General features: G+C 33.8%; 11 protein-coding genes and 3 pseudogenes. 7 read left to right on the top strand and 7 right to left on the bottom strand.

All coding sequences use genetic code 11. The features are described from left to right. The first annotated feature begins 268 nt into the window (after positions 1–268). The 7 genes and pseudogenes from OPR48_RS03230 (at position 269) to wmk (OPR48_RS03260) (ending at position 12,429) form a co-directional block, all read left to right on the top strand. Positions 269–5,257: a hypothetical protein gene (locus OPR48_RS03230; protein WP_265026551.1), complete on the top strand. Its 4,989-nt coding sequence runs from the start codon at positions 269–271 to the stop codon at positions 5,255–5,257. Positions 5,258–5,375: 118 nt separating this feature from the next. Next, positions 5,376–7,193: a DNA mismatch repair endonuclease MutL gene (mutL, locus tag OPR48_RS03235; protein ID WP_265026552.1), complete on the top strand. Its 1,818-nt coding sequence runs from the start codon at positions 5,376–5,378 to the stop codon at positions 7,191–7,193. A gap of 67 nt (positions 7,194–7,260) precedes the next feature. Further along, entirely contained in the window at positions 7,261–8,199 is a 939-nt protein-coding gene (gene wmk / locus OPR48_RS03240; protein ID WP_265026553.1) for a WO male-killing family protein Wmk, read from the top strand. A 170-nt stretch (positions 8,200–8,369) separates the two neighbouring features. Next, positions 8,370–9,035: a JAB domain-containing protein gene (locus OPR48_RS03245; protein WP_265017289.1), complete on the top strand. Its 666-nt coding sequence runs from the start codon at positions 8,370–8,372 to the stop codon at positions 9,033–9,035. 170 nt (positions 9,036–9,205) lie between these two features. Then, positions 9,206–10,401: pseudogene (locus OPR48_RS03250) on the top strand (hypothetical protein). 86 nt (positions 10,402–10,487) lie between these two features. Beyond that, a complete protein-coding gene (wmk, locus tag OPR48_RS03255; protein ID WP_265026554.1) occupies positions 10,488–11,396 on the top strand; it encodes a WO male-killing family protein Wmk in 909 nt (302 codons plus the stop codon). 46 nt (positions 11,397–11,442) lie between these two features. Beyond that, positions 11,443–12,429: a WO male-killing family protein Wmk gene (gene wmk, locus OPR48_RS03260; protein ID WP_265026615.1), complete on the top strand. Its 987-nt coding sequence runs from the start codon at positions 11,443–11,445 to the stop codon at positions 12,427–12,429. A gap of 95 nt (positions 12,430–12,524) precedes the next feature. On the opposite strand, the pseudogene OPR48_RS03265 reads toward wmk (OPR48_RS03260), so the two are convergent. The 7 genes and pseudogenes from OPR48_RS03265 to OPR48_RS03295 form a co-directional block, all read right to left on the bottom strand. Then, positions 12,525–13,366 (bottom strand): annotated as a pseudogene (locus tag OPR48_RS03265) (patatin-like phospholipase family protein). An 80-nt stretch (positions 13,367–13,446) separates the two neighbouring features. Beyond that, complete coding sequence (locus OPR48_RS03270; protein WP_265026555.1) at positions 13,447–13,668, bottom strand: hypothetical protein; 222 nt, start codon at positions 13,666–13,668, stop codon at positions 13,447–13,449. A gap of 67 nt (positions 13,669–13,735) precedes the next feature. Beyond that, positions 13,736–14,269, bottom strand: a complete 534-nt coding sequence (locus OPR48_RS03275; protein WP_264686996.1) for an ankyrin repeat domain-containing protein — start codon at positions 14,267–14,269, stop codon at positions 13,736–13,738. A gap of 52 nt (positions 14,270–14,321) precedes the next feature. Continuing rightward, on the bottom strand, positions 14,322–15,266 hold the full coding sequence (locus OPR48_RS03280; protein WP_265026556.1) for a contractile injection system protein, VgrG/Pvc8 family: 945 nt from the start codon (positions 15,264–15,266) through the stop codon (positions 14,322–14,324). Beyond that, the gene (locus tag OPR48_RS03285) at positions 15,267–15,476 is read right to left on the bottom strand and encodes a tail protein X (protein ID WP_010081876.1); all 210 of its coding nucleotides are present in this window, start codon (positions 15,474–15,476) and stop codon (positions 15,267–15,269) included. It lies immediately after the preceding gene. Further along, complete coding sequence (locus OPR48_RS03290; RefSeq protein ID WP_265026557.1) at positions 15,473–15,820, bottom strand: phage tail protein; 348 nt, start codon at positions 15,818–15,820, stop codon at positions 15,473–15,475. The genes OPR48_RS03285 and OPR48_RS03290 overlap by 4 nt, the downstream gene beginning before the upstream one ends. Next, positions 15,820–18,102 (bottom strand): annotated as a pseudogene (locus tag OPR48_RS03295) (phage tail tape measure protein). The gene OPR48_RS03290 and the pseudogene OPR48_RS03295 overlap by 1 nt, the downstream one beginning before the upstream one ends. Positions 18,103–18,110: the final 8 nt, after the last annotated feature.

Below are 18,110 nucleotides of genomic sequence, written 5' to 3' on the forward strand. Positions count from 1 at the left end.
GATCAAATTTAAGAATAGTAATTTATTATTTACATTAATAAATTTAATTCTATTGAAAATAGCTAAAGCATTGAAATTCTTGAATTTTAGCCGGATTAGTGAGTGGTAGTGAAATTTCTTTTACTTAAATTTAGGTATTCACTGACCGTTCTTGTTATAAATACCAGAATAATAAGCTACTGATATTCTCCATCTTTTTTATCTTTAATCCATCATAGCTAGCGATGCAACAAAGCCCCGTGGAACTGACATAAAAATTACAGAAGAATTGAGGAAAGCAGAAGGATTATATGTTTGTTTAACTTACCTACCTAGCAATATTCGAGTTGAACAGCAAGCATTTGGGCGAGCAGCAAGAAGTGGAGACCAGGGTTCTGGTCAGTTAATCATCATGGATTCAAAAGGACAAGAATATAGTAACTCAAAAATACTTGATTTAAAGAAAGAGCGTGATGTGGAAGAATTACATCGTATATCTGACATTAAAGCTTACTATGATACTCAGATTACTATGGAAGAAAGCTGTTTTAAAGCATTCAAAGAGCAGTACGAACAATTGAAGAAAGACCTTGATGATAAAAAAGTACCTACTGAAGTTAAAGAAATTTTATTGCAGAGTTGCTTGGACAAATGGGCTTTCTGGTTAGATGAACACACTAAATATGTAAGAAATTTGACAGGTGAACAGGATAAAAGAAATCTTTACAACCTACTGGACAAATTTATCTCACGATTAAAGAATTTAGACACTGGGTATAGCGAAAAGTGGTTACCTTCGTATGAAGGACCTCCAACTCTAATTATTGAATATGATAGCACAAACTGGTTAGCCTGGGTTAAAGAAAATCCAATTCAAATGATTAAACTTGGAAAGTATCTCTCTCAAAATGAGGAACATAAAAATGCTCATAAAAATGCCCTTGAGCTGTTTGATGAGGTGATTAAAAAAGAGCCATATTTTTCTGAAGCAGCACGTTATTACAAGGCATTTGCATTAGTAAAGAAGGTTGATTTAGAACAAAAGCCTTTAAAAGAAGAAGATGAGAAAGTTTTGAAAGAATTTAAGCAAGAATTGCGAGAAGCTGCAAGGCTTTTAGATGAGCATAGTAAATTTGCTATCAATGCAGCAGGTATTATTGGTAAGATTAAGAAGAATAATAACGAAAGTATCATTCAAATCGACGCTTATGAAGAACAGCAAAAGAGCTTGGCTAACCTTTATTATATGTTTTCACGGTCTATAGATGATATTTTTGGACACACTATTACTCCACAATTTTTTGCTAATAATGATATTAAGGAAGAGCTGGCTGAAAGTCTATATAAGGATCTTCTTGAAAAGGGCATGCTAAAAAAGCCGAGAGTAAAAAAGAGCATTTCTGAAGAAGAGCTAAAAGTGATCAGTGCTGGCTATGGAGTATCAGTTGAAACATTAAAAATTTTTCTTTCCAAATATGAAGGGAAGGAAATTAATGAGAAAGAATTTCAAAAAGAATTAAAAAAAGAAGTACAATTGCCTAGCAGAGAAGCATTTTGGAAGTCATTGATTAAACAAAAAATCTTAAATGAAGAAGTTAAGTGTGTTGTAGTTAATAATGAAAAATTGAAAGAAACAGATCCTTCATTATTGGATCATCTGACTGGAAAAATAAACCAAAAAGAGTTAGAAAAGCAAACTCTAGAGCTCAATAATGAACAGATTCTTTTAAATGTAGAATGGGTTACACAACAGAAAAATAAAGGTAATATTTTTAAAAAAGATGATTTTATAAAGATTGTAGGCAAAGACAAATATAAAATATTGAAAGAGAGAGGAGTACTTTCATTTAACAGAAAAGCGCATATAGACCAAAGTAAAATTGAATCTATGACTTTTCCTTGTTACGATTCCATTACTCTGGAAGACTTTACTAAAGTAAATATCACTAAAAGTGAAGCTGAAAAAATTTTAGCAGAACTAGCTAAACAAAAGGTCATTGAAAAAAAGGATGGCTCAGAAAATAGTGCTTATGGACTAAAGATCAAATTTGATGAAATCAAACAAGTTCAGCTTTCTTTCTGTCCAGTTTATGAGAATGTCCTAAAAGGACTATTATCTACATGTTTTACCTATAGAATAGCCCTTCAAAAAATTGCAGTGCAGCTAGAAGAAAAAAACTTTCCTGTTCGTCTGCAATTAATAACAAAACCACATCAAAGTTTAGTCTTGGAATTATTAGAACAGAAAATTATCAGACCTACTATGGTAGCAACTAAAGATGAAGACTTAGAGGAAAAGTTGAAGAGTATATATAGTCAAAAAATGACTAAAGATAATTTTAAATGTATACTTTCTAAAAGTACACTCATTCAAGAAGAGTGTATAGAAAAGCTTTTTGGCTTCTTGGTTGAGAAAGGATGGATTACCCAGTACGATCCAATGCAGTCTATACAAGATGAGGGTATTAGCAAGGAAAACATTAAAAATGCTGGCAAATCTTTAGTACAAGATCTTTATTATATTAATAGCCCTGACAAAAGACAAAAACCTTTAAACTTTTTTCCCGAAGGAAGCCATGAAAACGTACTGACCAAGTTGCAAAGTATTGATAAAATAGTGGAAAAAGTTTTAGACAATCAATTACAACTAGCGAAAAAAGATACAATTAAAAATATTGTTAGCACCTTGAAAAGATCAAGAAGTTCATTGAAAGCTTTAAAGGTTCCTGATAGTAAACTAAAATCTCTAACTGAGTTTTGTGGTCAAGGTGAATTTGCAAATATAGAGGAAGTGCATGTCTTTTTTCTCAATGGATTAGATCAACTTTTACAATTAGAAGAGAAGAAATGGACACAAGAAATGCTTATCAACACTGTAGCAGTAACTGCTATGGGAGTAAGCCAAATAGCTGTAGGTACTGCTATAGAGTTATATTCAGTGGGTATTATGACCCATGTTGGTGCTGCATTTGTTAGCGAGGGTGTAAATGATCTCTTCTTTGCAGCAGGTGCTTTAAAATCAGGCCATTTTAGTTGGGAAGATTATAGACAACATAAGCTTGAAAGTTTAATGATGACAGCTGTTACTGTTGGTATAGGAGCTTATCTTTCAAGAGGTGCTAAGGTATCACGTTTTGGTCATAAACTAGCTGGACCTAATTTTGAATTTGGTAAGAAAGTAGCAGAAATGTCCGGAACTCAGCTGATTCAAACTGCAGGTTGGAAAGTAGTAGGAAAAGAAGTTGCAAAGCGTATTACATTAAAAACTATAGAAGGGTTAGCGCTTGGCTTAGCTAATGCAGGAGTTGATACACTCGTTGAAAATTACCTTCAAGCACTATGTGAAGGCATAGCCTCTGATATTTTATCAGATATTGAACGCGAAGTAGAAGAACATAATATCTCTATAAGTTTAGAAAAAGCCTATAAAGTATTAGGAAGAGAAAGAGCAGAAAAAGTTATAGGTGACTTAACTAAGAGTGTCTTTACTAGGCAAAGTTATGTGGAAGAGTTTTTACCTATTGCCAACAAGATAGCTAGTAGTGTAACTCAAGGAATTGCAGAAGCTGTTAAAAAAAGAAGCAAAACAAGTAATAAGCTGGTATTACCTATTCATGCTATTAGTAAGATAATGGTTTGGTCAGAACGTTCTGCTCAGATTGCCAATATAATAGTGATTACTAATAATCTTTTAGGTAACTTAGATCAGGAAATAAAAGGTAGACTAAATAAGCTGGAAAAAGACTTAGAACGCAATCAAAAACAAGAAGTGGAGAAAGATTATGAGAGTTTTAAAAAAGGAGTAATTGATCAGTGGAAATCATTGCTTCGCGAAAAGGCTGGGCAAATTATAGCACGGCATATTGTGAGCCCTGTCCTTAAAGAAGGCGCTAATCATCTGGTTAGATGTATTGGAAAAAAAGTGCAAGAAGCATATCAGTCTTACAAAGAAAGTGGGTATTTTGAGCGCTTTGAAGGATTGAAACAGGAGCACAAGGAAAAGCTACAGAGTGAACAACAATGTGACAATACATCTAAAACAGAAAACCATATTACGGAAAAATATCATAAAGATTTGCGAAAGTTGATGATTAAAACTAGAAATCCTGACTTGCTCGCAGATATAGTCCGAGAAAACATTCCAATGGATATGATATGTGTTAGTGCGTGTACTCAAGTAGTATATAAGATACTAAAAGAGCAGAGAGTTGTAATTTCAGGACTAACCATTATTGTCGAAGGAGATGGTGGTATAAGACAAGAATTTTCCTCTATGTCTGAAGGATCAGAAAGGATAATTATTCCACTTGAGCTCAAAGATAATCATTTTGAGTTTTGTGGAAGCATCACATCAGAAAACAATAGAAGTAGTGAATCAAAAAATAATTGCTTATATGAGGCTTTATCAGAAGCTATACCTGAATTAAAAAATATAATATCACCAGAAGGATTCAGAGATAAGGTAGCTGATTGTATTAAACATGATAAAGGAATACGGTATCACATTCAGCAAGGCTGGCACCGGCTTCCTATATCTCTTGGTGCGTTTGGTGGTAAGCGTTACATTTCTGTACCTACTAGCACACTAAATGAACAAGCAGAAAATCAATCGCCATATCAACATTCTAATTCCAGAGGGGAATGGAAATTTGATAAAAATAAAGACGTAGACTTACGGGAAGATAGGGTGCTAACAAATAAGGAATCTCATCTACAACGTGCTAAAGCTTACAATGAAGCTCTTGATAAAATTAACCAAGCACTTTCTAATATTGGTGAAAAACGTATATCTGTTGATCCCACAAATTTTAAGGCAACAAGATATGATACAATACTATGTACTGGAAAATTCGGTAAAATAGACATAGCACTATATCCAGTAGAGATGGAAGCTACAGTTGAAATACGGGTTCGAGATATTAAAGGAAACGTGAAATATACATTAAGAATTGACGTTGATAACCCTATAATTGAATCAGATTTACAGGGACCACATGGTCCTCATATTGGATATGATGTTATCCGCCATAATAAACAAGACCCTAAAGGAGTTACTGGACATATACTTATAAATGCGGAAAATAAAAGACTTCCTGATCGAAGCCGCAGTCAATATAGTATTGATGATAATAGTATACCTACGATACCTATAACAAGAGTATTTTCTCTACCCAATAAGCCTAACACCTATCTAGAAAGAGTTGAAACAGGAAACATATCTCAAATTAACAACAGAGATGAAATTAGAGGTCGTTCATACCCAAGCCCAGATTTTTGAGATACAAATTTAAAAAATATTTTCCTTTTTAAGTTTTTTGATCTTGCTAATAGGTAATTCAGTAGCTTAGAACTTGATTTTCATTGACATTAAACTAATCAGAATGAGAATTGGAAGTATGGCAATAATTCTTTTAGATACAAAAACTATAAACCGTATAGCAGCAGGAGAGGTAATAGAGAGGCCAGCAAGTGTAGTAAAGGAATTAGTGGAAAATGCAATAGATGCTGGAAGTTTAGAGATAGAAGTCAAAATAGAAAGTGGTGGGCGTAACCTTATAACTGTGACAGATGATGGAAATGGAATAGAAAAGGACGACTTAGAACTAGCATTTATGAGGCATGCCACTTCAAAATTAAGCGATAGTGAGTTAATAGAAATCAAGCACCTTGGGTTTAGGGGAGAAGCTTTACCTTCAATTGCAGCAGTAAGCAGAATGAAATTATCGTCTAAGGCAAGTGGAGCAAAGGAATCATGGTCTATAAGGTATGAGGGAGGAGAAAAAATAAGAGAGATTACCCCTTGTTCTTTGTTGCAAGGTACATATATTGAAGTTCGTGACTTATTTTTTGCTACACCAAATAGACTAAAGTTTCTAAAAACCGAAAGGGCAGAAACACAAAGTATTGTTGATATTGTGAATAACTTAGCGATGATTAATTATAGTATTGGGTTTACTCTCACTTCTGGTAATAAAAAGCTCTTAAAATATGTTAAGCAAACTTCGCTGTTCAACAGATTATGTGAAATAGAAGAAGAATTTCAAAGCAATTCACTGGAAGTTAAAGAGGAAGAAGAAGGCATCAAACTTAAGGGACACATCTGTAAACCTAATGTCAATCGTGGCAACTCAACTCAGATTTATACGTTTGTTAATGGAAGGCCAATAAAAGACAATCTACTTGTTGGTGCAATTAGATATGCGTATCACGATTTTATTCCAAACAATAGGTATCCTTTTGCAGTGTTGCATTTAGAAGTACCATATGACCAAGTAGATGTAAATGTGCATCCAAATAAATCGGAAGTAAGATTTCAGAATAAAAGGCTAATATATGAAATAGTGAGAAGAGGGATAATAAAAACACTATCAACGAGATTTGCAGCGGGTGATCAAGGTATTGAAGAGGAGCTAATTTTTAATGATAGTAAAAGCCAAGAGCAGGTTGATAGTCAAGAGAAAAAAGATCAAAAAGAGTTTTATGAAAAGAGACCAAGTCTTTTAGAAAATCGTCTAATGAAAGAATTCAATGCACCAGATGAAAGAAGGCAAAGCTTACCAGAAACGTTTAAATATGGAGAATCTCCACCCCAAAAGGGAACGATGGTTTTAGAAAGGAAGCAAATTGATTTAATAGAGGATTATCCTCTGGGATATGCACGCTGTCAGGTCTACAATACTTACATTATTGCTGAGGCTAAAGGCAAATTAATTATAGTAGACCAGCACGCAGCTCATGAGAGGTTGATCTATGAGTGCTTAAAACAAAAATCAAGCATAAAAAGGCAAAAGCTTCTTCTTCCTGAAATAGTCGAGATTAAAAACCAAGCAGGAATGGAGATGGTTGAAATGTATAAAGATAAGCTTTTCGAAATGGGTTTTGGTATTGAAATAGAATCAGAAGATAAAGTAAGGGTGAAAGAAATACCTGCAATTTTAGGAACAATAAATGTGAAAGAGATGGTGATGAATATAGTTGATAGATTAATGGAGATAGGAGATACGCTACCTATAGAAGAAAAAGTGAACAAGATACTAGCTACCATTGCGTGCCATGGGTCAATTAGAGCTGGAAGGGAAATGAAGTTGGAGGAGATGAATGAGTTGATGAGACAAATGGAGGAAACACCTTATGCTGGGCAATGCAATCACGGAAGACCAACGTATATAGAAATGAAACTAAGTGATATAGAAAAATTGTTTGAAAGGAGATGAGTTCAGTTTGTCAAAAAGGTTCCCAATTAAGTATACGTAACGGCTCTTCTGATTATGAGTATAAAATGTGAAAAAAGAGAATAAATGCTCTAATTTTTTAGATTACAAAGTAATAGGACAGGAAGTAAGAAATCGTAGGTTAGCAAAGGGATATACTCAAAAAGATTTAGCAAAAAAAATCGATACAACATATCAGGTAATACTGCAATATGAAAAAGGAACACGCAGAATTTCAATTAAGAAGTTATATGAATTAGCAGAAGCATTATCAACAACTGCTAGAGATCTAGCTTGCGTACAAGAAGTATCAAATGAGGGAAGGTATGAGGGAGAAGAGGTATTAAATCTAGTAAGAAGACATAGAGAGATTAAGGATCAAGAATTACGTGAAACGTTTTATTTATTAACTAAATTCATCCGTATTAGTGAGGAAGAAAGTGGAAAGGCGGTAAAAATAGAAGTAGCAAAGGGTTTGGTTAAGGAAGGAGTTTCTGCTCATGTTATCTCTCAAACAACCAGTTTATCTATTGATGAATATGATAATGATGAGAAAAAAATTTCCATTCCGTATAAAGTAGGCCAAAGAATAAAAGAATGGAGGTTGAGAAGAGGATACACTCAAGAAGATTTAGCAAGTAAAGTGGGTATAATAAATCAAAGAATATATGAATATGAACAAGGACGAGCTGGTGTTTCACTTGAAATGTTAGATGAAATAGCAAAGGTACTATTAATTAGTATTACAGACCTACTTCCAGAAACAACAAAAAATGAGAATAGTGAAGTGGAACTATCAAGGTTAATAGAAGAATACAAAAAGATTAAAAGCCAAGAACTACGTAATGTACTAATAAAATCTCTGTTTGAAAGCATACAAGTTTGCAAAGAGAAAGTGAAGAGAGTAGAAAAGATGAAAATTACAAAGAATTTAGTTAAGGAAGGAATTTCTATCAATATTATTTTAAAAACAGTAGACATCTCTTTGGACGAAATTCAACAAATTTAAAATAAAAAATCATTATCTATTAACATCTTTACTTTTTGATGAAAAAATAAGTAAAAAAGATTGAAAAATTGATTTGATTTCACTCAAAAGCTATGGCCTTATGCCAATGCTGACAAAAAAACAGCAGTAAATATATAAAAACATTTTGTTATTAGTGAAGGGTAATTTTTATGAATAATAAGAAAGATCGTAGAGAAGAAATAGAATTCAGAGCATTAGAAAGCAACGGTAAAGCACTACTTGATCGTGAAGTAATAGAAACGTTTCTAAGTGCAGTGCATGACAGGGAAGAAGCTCGAATTATTGCTAGAAAGCTAATAGATAGTTTTGGAATAGGAGGAATTTTAGGCCAGGAAATAGATGACTTGAAAACTATAGAAGGGATAACTGACTCTACAGTAGCAGTAATTTTATGCCTAAAGGAAGCTTCAAAGAGGGTACCAAGAGAAGAGTTAAAGAAAGGACCTATAATGGATAACTTGGAAACCATCGTAAAATATTTAAGGGTGAGTATTGGTTATTCAGAGGAGGAAAAGATGAAAATAATATATTTTGATCAAAAGTGCCGTTTAAAGGGGGAAGAAGTGTTTACTGGTACAGTGGATAAGGTACCTTTTTACATAAGAGAAGTAACAAGAAAGGCATTAATAAGAAAAGCGACGTCAATAATAATATCGCATAACCACCCAGAAGGAAGGTTAAAGCCATCTGATGAGGATCAAGCTGTAACTAAAGACTTGGCTGAAGCTTGTCAGACTATAGGGATTAGGTTACTGGATCACATTATCATTACAAGTGTTGGATATTTTAGTTTTAAAGAGCAAGGACTGTTATAAAGCAGATATTTGAAGATTTTCATGAGTTGTTTAACTACTTGAATGAAGAAAGTATTTGCAAGTACATTAACCATTGCTTATAATTAATGAGAAAGTATATATTGAATTAATAATAAAGTAATAAAGTCGGTTGTAGACTTAGTAAAGTATATTTAATAGCGGAGGCTAATATGAGTAATAAAATAATTGTACCTTTTGATGATCAAGAAGGAGGTACTTACGAGTTAAACATTGATCTTGATAGATTATCAAAAGGTGAGGTGTTAAATGCTATTGTAGGAATAGGTCGTACTAAGGAGCAATCCACCTTTGTAAGCAAAATTAATAAGGCTAAAAAGCCTGAAGAAATAGCACCTTTCCCTGGTAGAGAAGTTCGCGAAAACAAAATCAACTATGGGAAAGGATTTGACTATGTTTATGGCACAAAACCTGTAAGTGATCAAGAAGATAAAAATCCATTTGCTTCAGCTTTGAAAAAAATAAAGCCAAGTGCAGAAAAGTTGAGCTGGTTTAAGAGTGCTGTGGTAAGAGCAAAAAGTCCAAATGACTGCACAAGGTTGTAGACGAAGCACTAGCTGCTGGAGCAAGGCTAAATGCATGTAATGATGGAGAGTGGAGCTTCGCGGAATATGTGATACTGGGCACACATTTTCATAAATTTGATAAGGCTGATCGTAAAAAGCTAATACGTAAATTAATGCTAAACGGTGCAGAGTTTCATGATACTTTATTGGAGAATAAATTGATAGGTGAAATCTATAATGAGCTACAACCAGAAGTTCAGCCACATATAGATGAGAGACTAGAAGAACTAGAGAAAGCTGGCGAAAGTGCTGTGCAAGAAGGAGAATTAATAGATGTTGAAATAGATAATACAACATCGTATATAGAATTTTCTGGGGATAGCAAGGTAGAGGTAGCCAAAATACTGGAAGCAAAAAGAGAGCTAGGAAGTAATATTTTAAAAATTGGCAATGATGCAGTTGAGGTTAAAAGTGAGAAGGGAGGTATAAGAAACTATATCGATATGTCAGATGGAAGCTCTATTATATTAGAATTTCCTACAAGCATTGGTAAGCTAGATATTATATTGTACCACGATGTAAAAAAATATGATCAAGTACAAGTCAGAGTAGAAAATAAGGAAATGTGGTCTAAATTACAAGAAAGAGGCGAAGAAATAGGAAAAAATTGTCTTTTTGCTGGAGTAAAACTTAAAGAAGCAGTAGAAAAGGGAAGTTTTATGAGATGTGGCATATGGAATAGCAAGCAGCTTATGAAGGAGGTTGATAGCCCAAGTGAAAAATTGTCTTCATGGGTAGATAAAGTACGTGAAAATAGTAAAGAAACTTTTAGGGGGCTTTAATTCATTTATTTTAAGGTTCCAGAGTCTACCATTATATCTCGAGCCTTTGAGCTATAGTAGAAAATATTATATGTATGGTTCTTTGTATGGAAAAAAGTCTAGACTGTGAGGTAGGGCAAAAAGTGAAAAGTTGGAGGTTAGAGAGAGGGTATACTCAGAAGGGTTTAGCGGAGAAGGTTGGTGTAAAGCACTGGGCAATACTGCAATATGAAAAAGGGAGTCGTAAAATTCCAATTAAGAAATTATATGCTATAGCAGAAGCATTATCAGTAAATGTTAAAGGTCTAGTTTGTGGAGAGACGCTACCAAATGAAAAAAGATATTTTGAAGATGAAGAAATATTAAATTTAGTAAAGGGTTATAAAGATAAAGAATTAAGCAAAGTATTTTATTTATTAACCAAATTTATTCGTTTGAGCGAGGAAAGAAGCAGAAAAGCGGTAAAAATAGAAGTAGCAAGGGGTTTGATGAAAGTAGGAGTTTCTGCTCATGTTATCTCTCGAACAACTAACTTATCTATTGGTGAGTATGAGGAGAACAAAATTCCCATTCCATACAAAGTAGGGCAAAGGATAAAAGAGTGGAGATTGATACGAGGATATACACAAAAAGATTTAGCGAATAAAGTTGGCATAACAAATCAAGGAATATACGAGTATGAACAAGGGAGAGCTGCTGTCTCACTTGAAATGTTAGATGAAATAGCAAAGGTATTATCAATCAGTATCATAGATCTACTTCCCGAATCAGATGAGGATAGTGAAGCGGAAGAAAAGCTATCAAAGTTGATAGAAGAATACAAAAAGATTGAGAGTCGGGAATTACGCGATATGCTAATCAAGTCTTTATTTGAAGGTATACATGTTTGTAGAGAAAAGGTCAGAGAGGAAAAGAAGATTGAAGTTGCAAGGAATTTAGTGAAAGAAGGAATTTCTGTTGATATTATCTTGCAAACGACAGGCTTAACAAATTATATGATTGAGAAATTTTTGTGATTTCATAAAAACTTAGCCAATAGTGGATTTTTTTGTGATAGAATATATGTTTGCTTCTGTAGGAAAAACAGCTTTTAGAGGATTTATCTATGATAATTCAGAGCATATTGGCTCAGTAAGCTACGAGCTAGGGAAAAAAATAGAAGGTTGTAGGATAGTACAAGGGTATACTCAGGCAAAATTAGCAAGAAAAATTGGTTTAACACATAAGGAAATACATAACTTTGAACTAGGGTGCAAGGCTATTACAATCAAAGAATCGTATATAATAGCAGGAGCATTGTCAGTCAATGTTATAGATCTACTTCCAGGACCAACAGTACTAAGAGAAAACAGTTGGTATGAAGATGAGGATAAAGCAATAGTCTATCTAACAAAAATACATAGAGAAATTAAGGATCAGGAATTACGCAAGAAGCTGTATCCATTAGTAAGGTTTGTATATATTAGCGAGAAAATTAGCCAAGAAGAAGCGAAAATAGAAGTAGCAAAGAATCTAGTGAAAGAAGGAGTTTCAGTTGATATTATTTCCCAAGTGACTCGCTTATCTACTTATGAATATGATGATATAGAGAAAGAAATTTGTACTGATTCTATACTCTACAAAGTGGGGAAAAGGATAAAAGAGCAGAGATTAATACGGGAATACACTCAGGAGGACTTGGCAAATAAAATCGGTTCAACACCTAAAGAAATACACGACTATGAACGAGGATATACAGACATTCCAATTGAAATATTATATAAGATAGCAAAGATATTATCAGTTAACATTAAAGCTCTTGGACTAACAGAATATGAAAATGAGCCAGTTTTTGGGTTTATAGGTAAATGCGAAAAAATTGAGGATCAAGAATTACTGGATACGGTAGCCAGATCTTTATCTGAAGGAATGCAAACTGGTAAAGAAAAGGTTAAAAAAGCAGAGAAAATCAAGATTGCAAAAGATCTAGTTAAGGAAGGTGTTGCTATTGATATTATTGTGCGAGTAAGTGGCCTAACTGCTGATGAGTTGGGTGAGTGTGAAAATTGAATGTGTTTAAGATATAAGTAAAGTTAGTTAATGATTTAACCAGCAAAATTTGCTAACCAACTTTTTTGGCTCAGTTGAATTTTGCTTGGTATAAATTAAGATATGGAATCGCAAAGTTTATCTATTAATTTCTGGTTGTCCTCTATCATTGCATTTGCCTCTTGCTGAAGAGATTTGATATTTTTGAGTGTAATATTGTCCATCTCAGTCGATGCTACTTTCAATTGCGATTGTATTCTTATATATTTATCGTCTATTACTTGTTCTAGTTGATAATCAACGCAATCCAATCCAGAGGCAAACATCACATTCAGTAGTGGCTTGATCCACCCTATTTTGCCAAATTTCCTTGAGTTAGCATACTTTATACTTCTATCTGTTCCACCAGTGCCTATTGATAGCAGTATAATCTCATCATTTAGAAATAACCTCTTGCCACTTGCATATGCACAAGCCGCTGGATTATTGGCAAACACTCCACCATCTATCAATACTCTCTCTGTTTGGCTAATTTTCAGACGTTTTGGTGTGAAGTACGTTGGAGCAGCTGTTGTAGCTCTGAGTGCATCTTTCAACTTAATGTTTTTTTCTTTCCAACTTTTGAAGAAAAATTCACAACTATTGTGAATGTCATAACTGGTGAGTAGTAGATTACTCGCAACATCGGCCATAGTACTTTCACCAAAGTATTTGTTGAGAATAAATTCCATATTTCTATATAGTACTGAGAACCACTCAGCCAAGAAGCAATTGATTTTCTCCAAAATGATGATTGAAAGATATATGCTCCATACTCTTGGTAAAGTTCAACCAAATCATTGGCAGAGTATTGAAGTTTATTGCTTTTACAAAGTCCAGCAACAATAATCCCACCGGTTGAGGTTCCTGCCATTAAATCAAAAATCTGGGAAATTGGCTTTTTTGTCCTAGATTCAATTTCTGCTAGAATAATGGCAGGTATTATCCCTCTAATGCCACCTCCATCTACAGATAAAATGTACTTTGTCACTGTAAAATTTATTTGTGTTTGTGAATAGCTTCAAGTTCGTTGATTTCTTCAGTGAGGTTTTTCACTCTCTCTTCAAGTCGATAGACTATTTCGATTAGTCCTTGGCTTTTTTCTATAAATTTATCATGGATGTGTACACGTAAGTCAAGTTTTGCCAACCACCATATGAATCCTACAGTCTGTAGAACTATTGTTATTATTACCGCTATTGGGATTTTTTGCTTTTTCATGTGAAAATATTAACTTGTTATGGATAGTTTTGGAAATTTATATGCAGATTATAGAAAACTTACAGCTTTAGTGATTACTTTTTGTTGATTCGTATTGATCTTCTGCTTTAGCAAGTAGCTTTATGATTTCCTTGTAAGGTTTATCTTTATTGTGCCTTGACCTTAATACAGCTACATCTCTTGGATTTTTTCCATCTGTGTCTCTAATGGTAGGGTCTGAACCTTTGTCTAATAAAAATCTAATTATCTCCAATTTGCCTTCATATGTAGCTGCATGTAAAGGTGTCCATCTTTCATATTTCGTAGCATTTATATCAACTCCTTTTTCTACTAGGAATTTTACAACCTCTGCACATCCCTCTTCTGCAGCATAATGTAGTGCTGTTAATTTAGGGATCTGCACATTAATATCTAATAGATTTTCTACTAAGAATTTTACAGTCTCTAAGTTACAATTTTGAGAAGCAATGCGTAACATCGTTTTATAATTATCTGCAGCTCTTGCCTTCATGTAGGAATAGGTAGCAATAATACATACTATTACTGTTATAAGCCACCAAAAATGTAGCTTGTTTTTTGTATCTTGACCCAATTTATCCATATTCAACATCTTTTTAATATTAAATAGATCATTTACTCATTTTTTATTAACATTACTTACTCAAAGATGCTGACAACATAGTAAGGTAACCTGAGCTATTTAAAGTATGCTCCGCTCTGTTAACTATCCATTCACCATCTACCGCTTGATTAAAAGCTATAAGATTAAGTTTAGCTTCTGCAAATAACTCTGGATTACCAGGTATAGTGATATCCAATACTGCATTATTTCGCTTTAGTTGTTTTAACTTAGCATTTGCTGCACTTAGTGCTGATTCTGCATTTGAGTACATTTCTAACATAATATAACTTGGCTCGCCGCTACCAACTGTTTCTTTAATAGCTTCACCCTTTTCATAGCTATGCCATTTTGCCACTACTGAATTATACTTATCACGTACGGTAAAATGCACTTTCCAGTTAATTGTATCTTGAGGTCTAATAGTCGTTGTTCCTAAAGCTTTTCCTGTGGCTGATTTTGCCATATTCTTTGAAATAAACAATATATACCCACCAGCTAATTTTGCCATTGCTTCACGCTCTGTTGCGATCTTTGTTAACAGATTTATATCACTTTCATCTGCCTGATTAATATGGGGTATCAATACATTCTTAAATTCCTCAGCGACTTTGTATCCATATCCATGTTTTTGGGCTATTTCTTTTACTAAGTTTTCTATGGTAATTTGGCGCCATTCTTTTGATACTTTTGCCTTCAAAGATATTCTTAAATTTGTTGCATGAGCTTTGATTAGTAGAGTCTTAGGTGGACCCTGTATAGTCACTTCGTTGACTGTATATATACCCATTAGAAAGATTCCAATTTCCTTATAACCTAGTGCTATGTTCAATTCATTCGGAATATCTATGTCTTCATCCCTGTAATCAACACACACTTCAACTACATCATCTATTATTCCTGATTCATCTGTAAGGTGCAATGATATAACTCTATCTTTAATTGATTCACATTTATCTATTATAAAATCTGGCTGCATTTATTCCCAGACCTTTAATTTTGACTTTTGTACTATTTTCTTAATAGTAGGAAGCTTTATCTTTAATCCTGCGGGCAAAAAGCTTCCGTATTCTGCCAAACCCAAGTTCTCTGCTAGTACTAATTCCACTACTCCATCAGTAAATCCGTAATGTTTCCAGCAAATCAGATCTAACATCTCATTTTCTTTACTCACATAGTATATAGTCATCTATAGCTTTTTAAACTCAAACTAAATTCAATTTTTCTCGGTAGTCCATTAGGTAAAAAATACATCTGCTTTTCTTCTAACCTAGTAATTACGAATTGTCCTAAAATATTACCTAAACTATCTACTAAAATATGTGGTTTTTCAGTTTCTTTCACACTCTTTAATTGATTTAGCACGTTGAGATTATGCAGATAAATCATTCCTTCTAAATCTATATTTTCTACACCTTGATCGATATTTTGTAATAGTGGCATATTTTCAATACACTCAATCGTGCTCCAACGATTTTCTCTGCTATACTTTAAACTTGTGGGAGCAAACTTATACGGACCAAGAGATAGCATCAATAAAATGTCTCTACCGTATCAAATAAAACATCACGTGACTTTTCTCTTATCCTTTTTATTACTTCATCTGCAAGACTACGAACATCTTGGTTAGGTTCTGCTTTAATGCTGATAGTGTAATTATTAGTGATGTTCTGAGTTTTATTTTGTTCTTTATTTTCAAACTTACTCCTTGCAAATATCTTATCGCTCTCTGTAAACTTTTTCTCCTCAATAAGGCTTTTGACTCTGAAGCTATTTTTATTTCTCTTTGAAAATTCTTTAATTATACTGTTACCTAGCACAGGATTTCCACTGTTGAGAATATTACTTTTTAGGGGAGTGTGCACTGCTTTTACTTCAGTTTTTCTTTTTTCAAACTCTTTCAGTGGGCTATTTCCCAATACTTTTCCAAATATACTTTCACCTATCCATGAAAAAGCTTCTTCTATGGGTTTTATTATCGATTTCCAAAAGCTAGAGAAAAAGTCTTTTACCTTTTGCCAGTTAGTTATAACAAGCGCTGCGCCAGTGACAAGTCCAGTAATTAAAAGTCCTATAGGGTTACTCATTATAGCGAGTGTTACTGCTCTTAGTCCTGTTACTACTGCAGGAAAAACTGTAGCTGATAAAAATGAAAATACTCCAAGTAGGTTTGCTTTCAGACTAAAAATCGTACTTCCTAGCAATGTAAATCCGCATCCTAGTCCCACTGCTACAACTTTTAAACTTATCAAGGCTGCTACAGTACCCATGATTGCTTTGGTTAAAGTTGGATATTTTTCTGCAAATAACGCTATGCTTCTAGTTTTTTCTTGTAAAAATTCAGCTATAGATTTTAAAGTAGGCAGCATCACTGAACCCAGGTTCATACCAACTTCAGCTATTGCGTTGCGAAGAAGTCGTAATTTACTGGCTGTGGTGTCTACACGGTTTTGAAATTCTTTCTGCAACGAGCTCTTGTACTCTTCTGTGTCAGATAGTAACCTTATAGCATCTTCGTATTTGTTAAAACTTCCAGCTAATAATGCAATATCATCTTGATATTCCTGACCGAAAAGTTTCATAAGGATTGTAGAACGTTCCTGGTTATCCATTTTCTTTAGAGCTTGAAAAAAGTAGAGTAATGCTTCTTCGCCGTTTTCGCTTATTCTTTGTACTATTTCTTCTGCAGTTATGCCCATTTGCTCTAATGCTGCTTTAAAATCCCCTCCTTGTTCTTCAGCAGTCTGAAGTTTACTAAGTAGAGCATTTATAGCAGTTGCAGCTTTTGCTGGTTGTTTACCTAAACTAACGAAGGCATTTACTAAACTACTTGTTTCCTTGATGTCAAGACCAAATTATTTTGCAGTACCACCAACTATTGCTAGAGCTTCAACCATATCTTTTGCTTTGGCAGCAGTGTTATCTGATAAGTGATTGATTACATTACCAACGTATTCCATTTTACTAACATCAATTCCATAAACGTTAGAGAGTTTAGCTATAGAATCACCTGCTTGCTCTGCAGACATATCAAATGCTGTAGACATTTTTGCCACTGTTTCTGTAAACATAAAAAGATCTTCTTTCTTGATACCAAGTTGACCACCACTTGCAGCTATTTGTGCCAGTTCTGCGGCTGATAATGGTATAGTACGTGACATCTCTTTTAACTTCTTTGCAAATTTAGTTACTTCATCCGTTCCTTTTTTAAAATCTACCACTTTTGTAACATCAGCCATAGCACTTTCAAAGTCAATTGCAACTTTAACTGGAGCTGCAAGCGTTAGCCCTAGCCCAATAGTCTCTATAATTTGTGACTTAAAATGTGCTTTGCTTGCTAAAAAACTTTGGTGACTACGTATTGCAGATCCAAGCTTACCATACTTACCTTTTAATACTTCAATAGAAGAGCCAAGTTTATGTTGGTCACTTACTAAGTACTTAATATTTCTTCCACTTTTTCTTACTTCTTCATTAAATGAATGCAAAGCATCTCTCTTTTTCAAATATGCTTCTTTTGCTTTTATTGCAGAGGTTTTGGCCTTGTCAAATTCTGCTTTTAAAATTTTGCTCGGTTTCTCTATTGCCTTCATTTGTTTAGCTAAAGATTTTACTTGATCTTCAAAGCCTTTCCATGACCTCTTGCTAGTCAAAACATCATGACCTAACTGCTTAAACTTTGATACTGATTTTAAAGATGAGTCAAGCTTTCTTATATTCTCACCAAGATGAGTAAGTTGACTGCTACTTCCTTTTATTACAGTACTGAAACTGCCATCTAAAACTGCTCCGATTTTTATAGATAATGTTGACATTGTACCTT

It is taken from the genome of Wolbachia endosymbiont (group A) of Bibio marci (assembly GCF_947251645.1).
GTDB lineage: Bacteria > Pseudomonadota > Alphaproteobacteria > Rickettsiales > Anaplasmataceae > Wolbachia.

Excerpts from the sequence above, each read along its gene's own strand:
- OPR48_RS03245 (WP_265017289.1), top strand. The coding sequence starts at position 8,370 with ATGAATAATAAGAAAGATCGTAGAGAAGAAATAGAATTCAGAGCATTA.
- OPR48_RS03280 (WP_265026556.1), bottom strand. The coding sequence starts at position 15,266 with ATGCAGCCAGATTTTATAATAGATAAATGTGAATCAATTAAAGATAGA.
- wmk (WP_265026615.1), top strand. The coding sequence starts at position 11,443 with ATGTTTGCTTCTGTAGGAAAAACAGCTTTTAGAGGATTTATCTATGAT.
- OPR48_RS03275 (WP_264686996.1), bottom strand. The coding sequence starts at position 14,269 with ATGGATAAATTGGGTCAAGATACAAAAAACAAGCTACATTTTTGGTGG.
- mutL (WP_265026552.1), top strand. The coding sequence starts at position 5,376 with ATGGCAATAATTCTTTTAGATACAAAAACTATAAACCGTATAGCAGCA.
- OPR48_RS03290 (WP_265026557.1), bottom strand. The coding sequence starts at position 15,820 with ATGCTATCTCTTGGTCCGTATAAGTTTGCTCCCACAAGTTTAAAGTAT.
- OPR48_RS03285 (WP_010081876.1), bottom strand. The coding sequence starts at position 15,476 with ATGACTATATACTATGTGAGTAAAGAAAATGAGATGTTAGATCTGATT.
- wmk (WP_265026554.1), top strand. The coding sequence starts at position 10,488 with ATGGAAAAAAGTCTAGACTGTGAGGTAGGGCAAAAAGTGAAAAGTTGG.
- OPR48_RS03270 (WP_265026555.1), bottom strand. The coding sequence starts at position 13,668 with ATGAAAAAGCAAAAAATCCCAATAGCGGTAATAATAACAATAGTTCTA.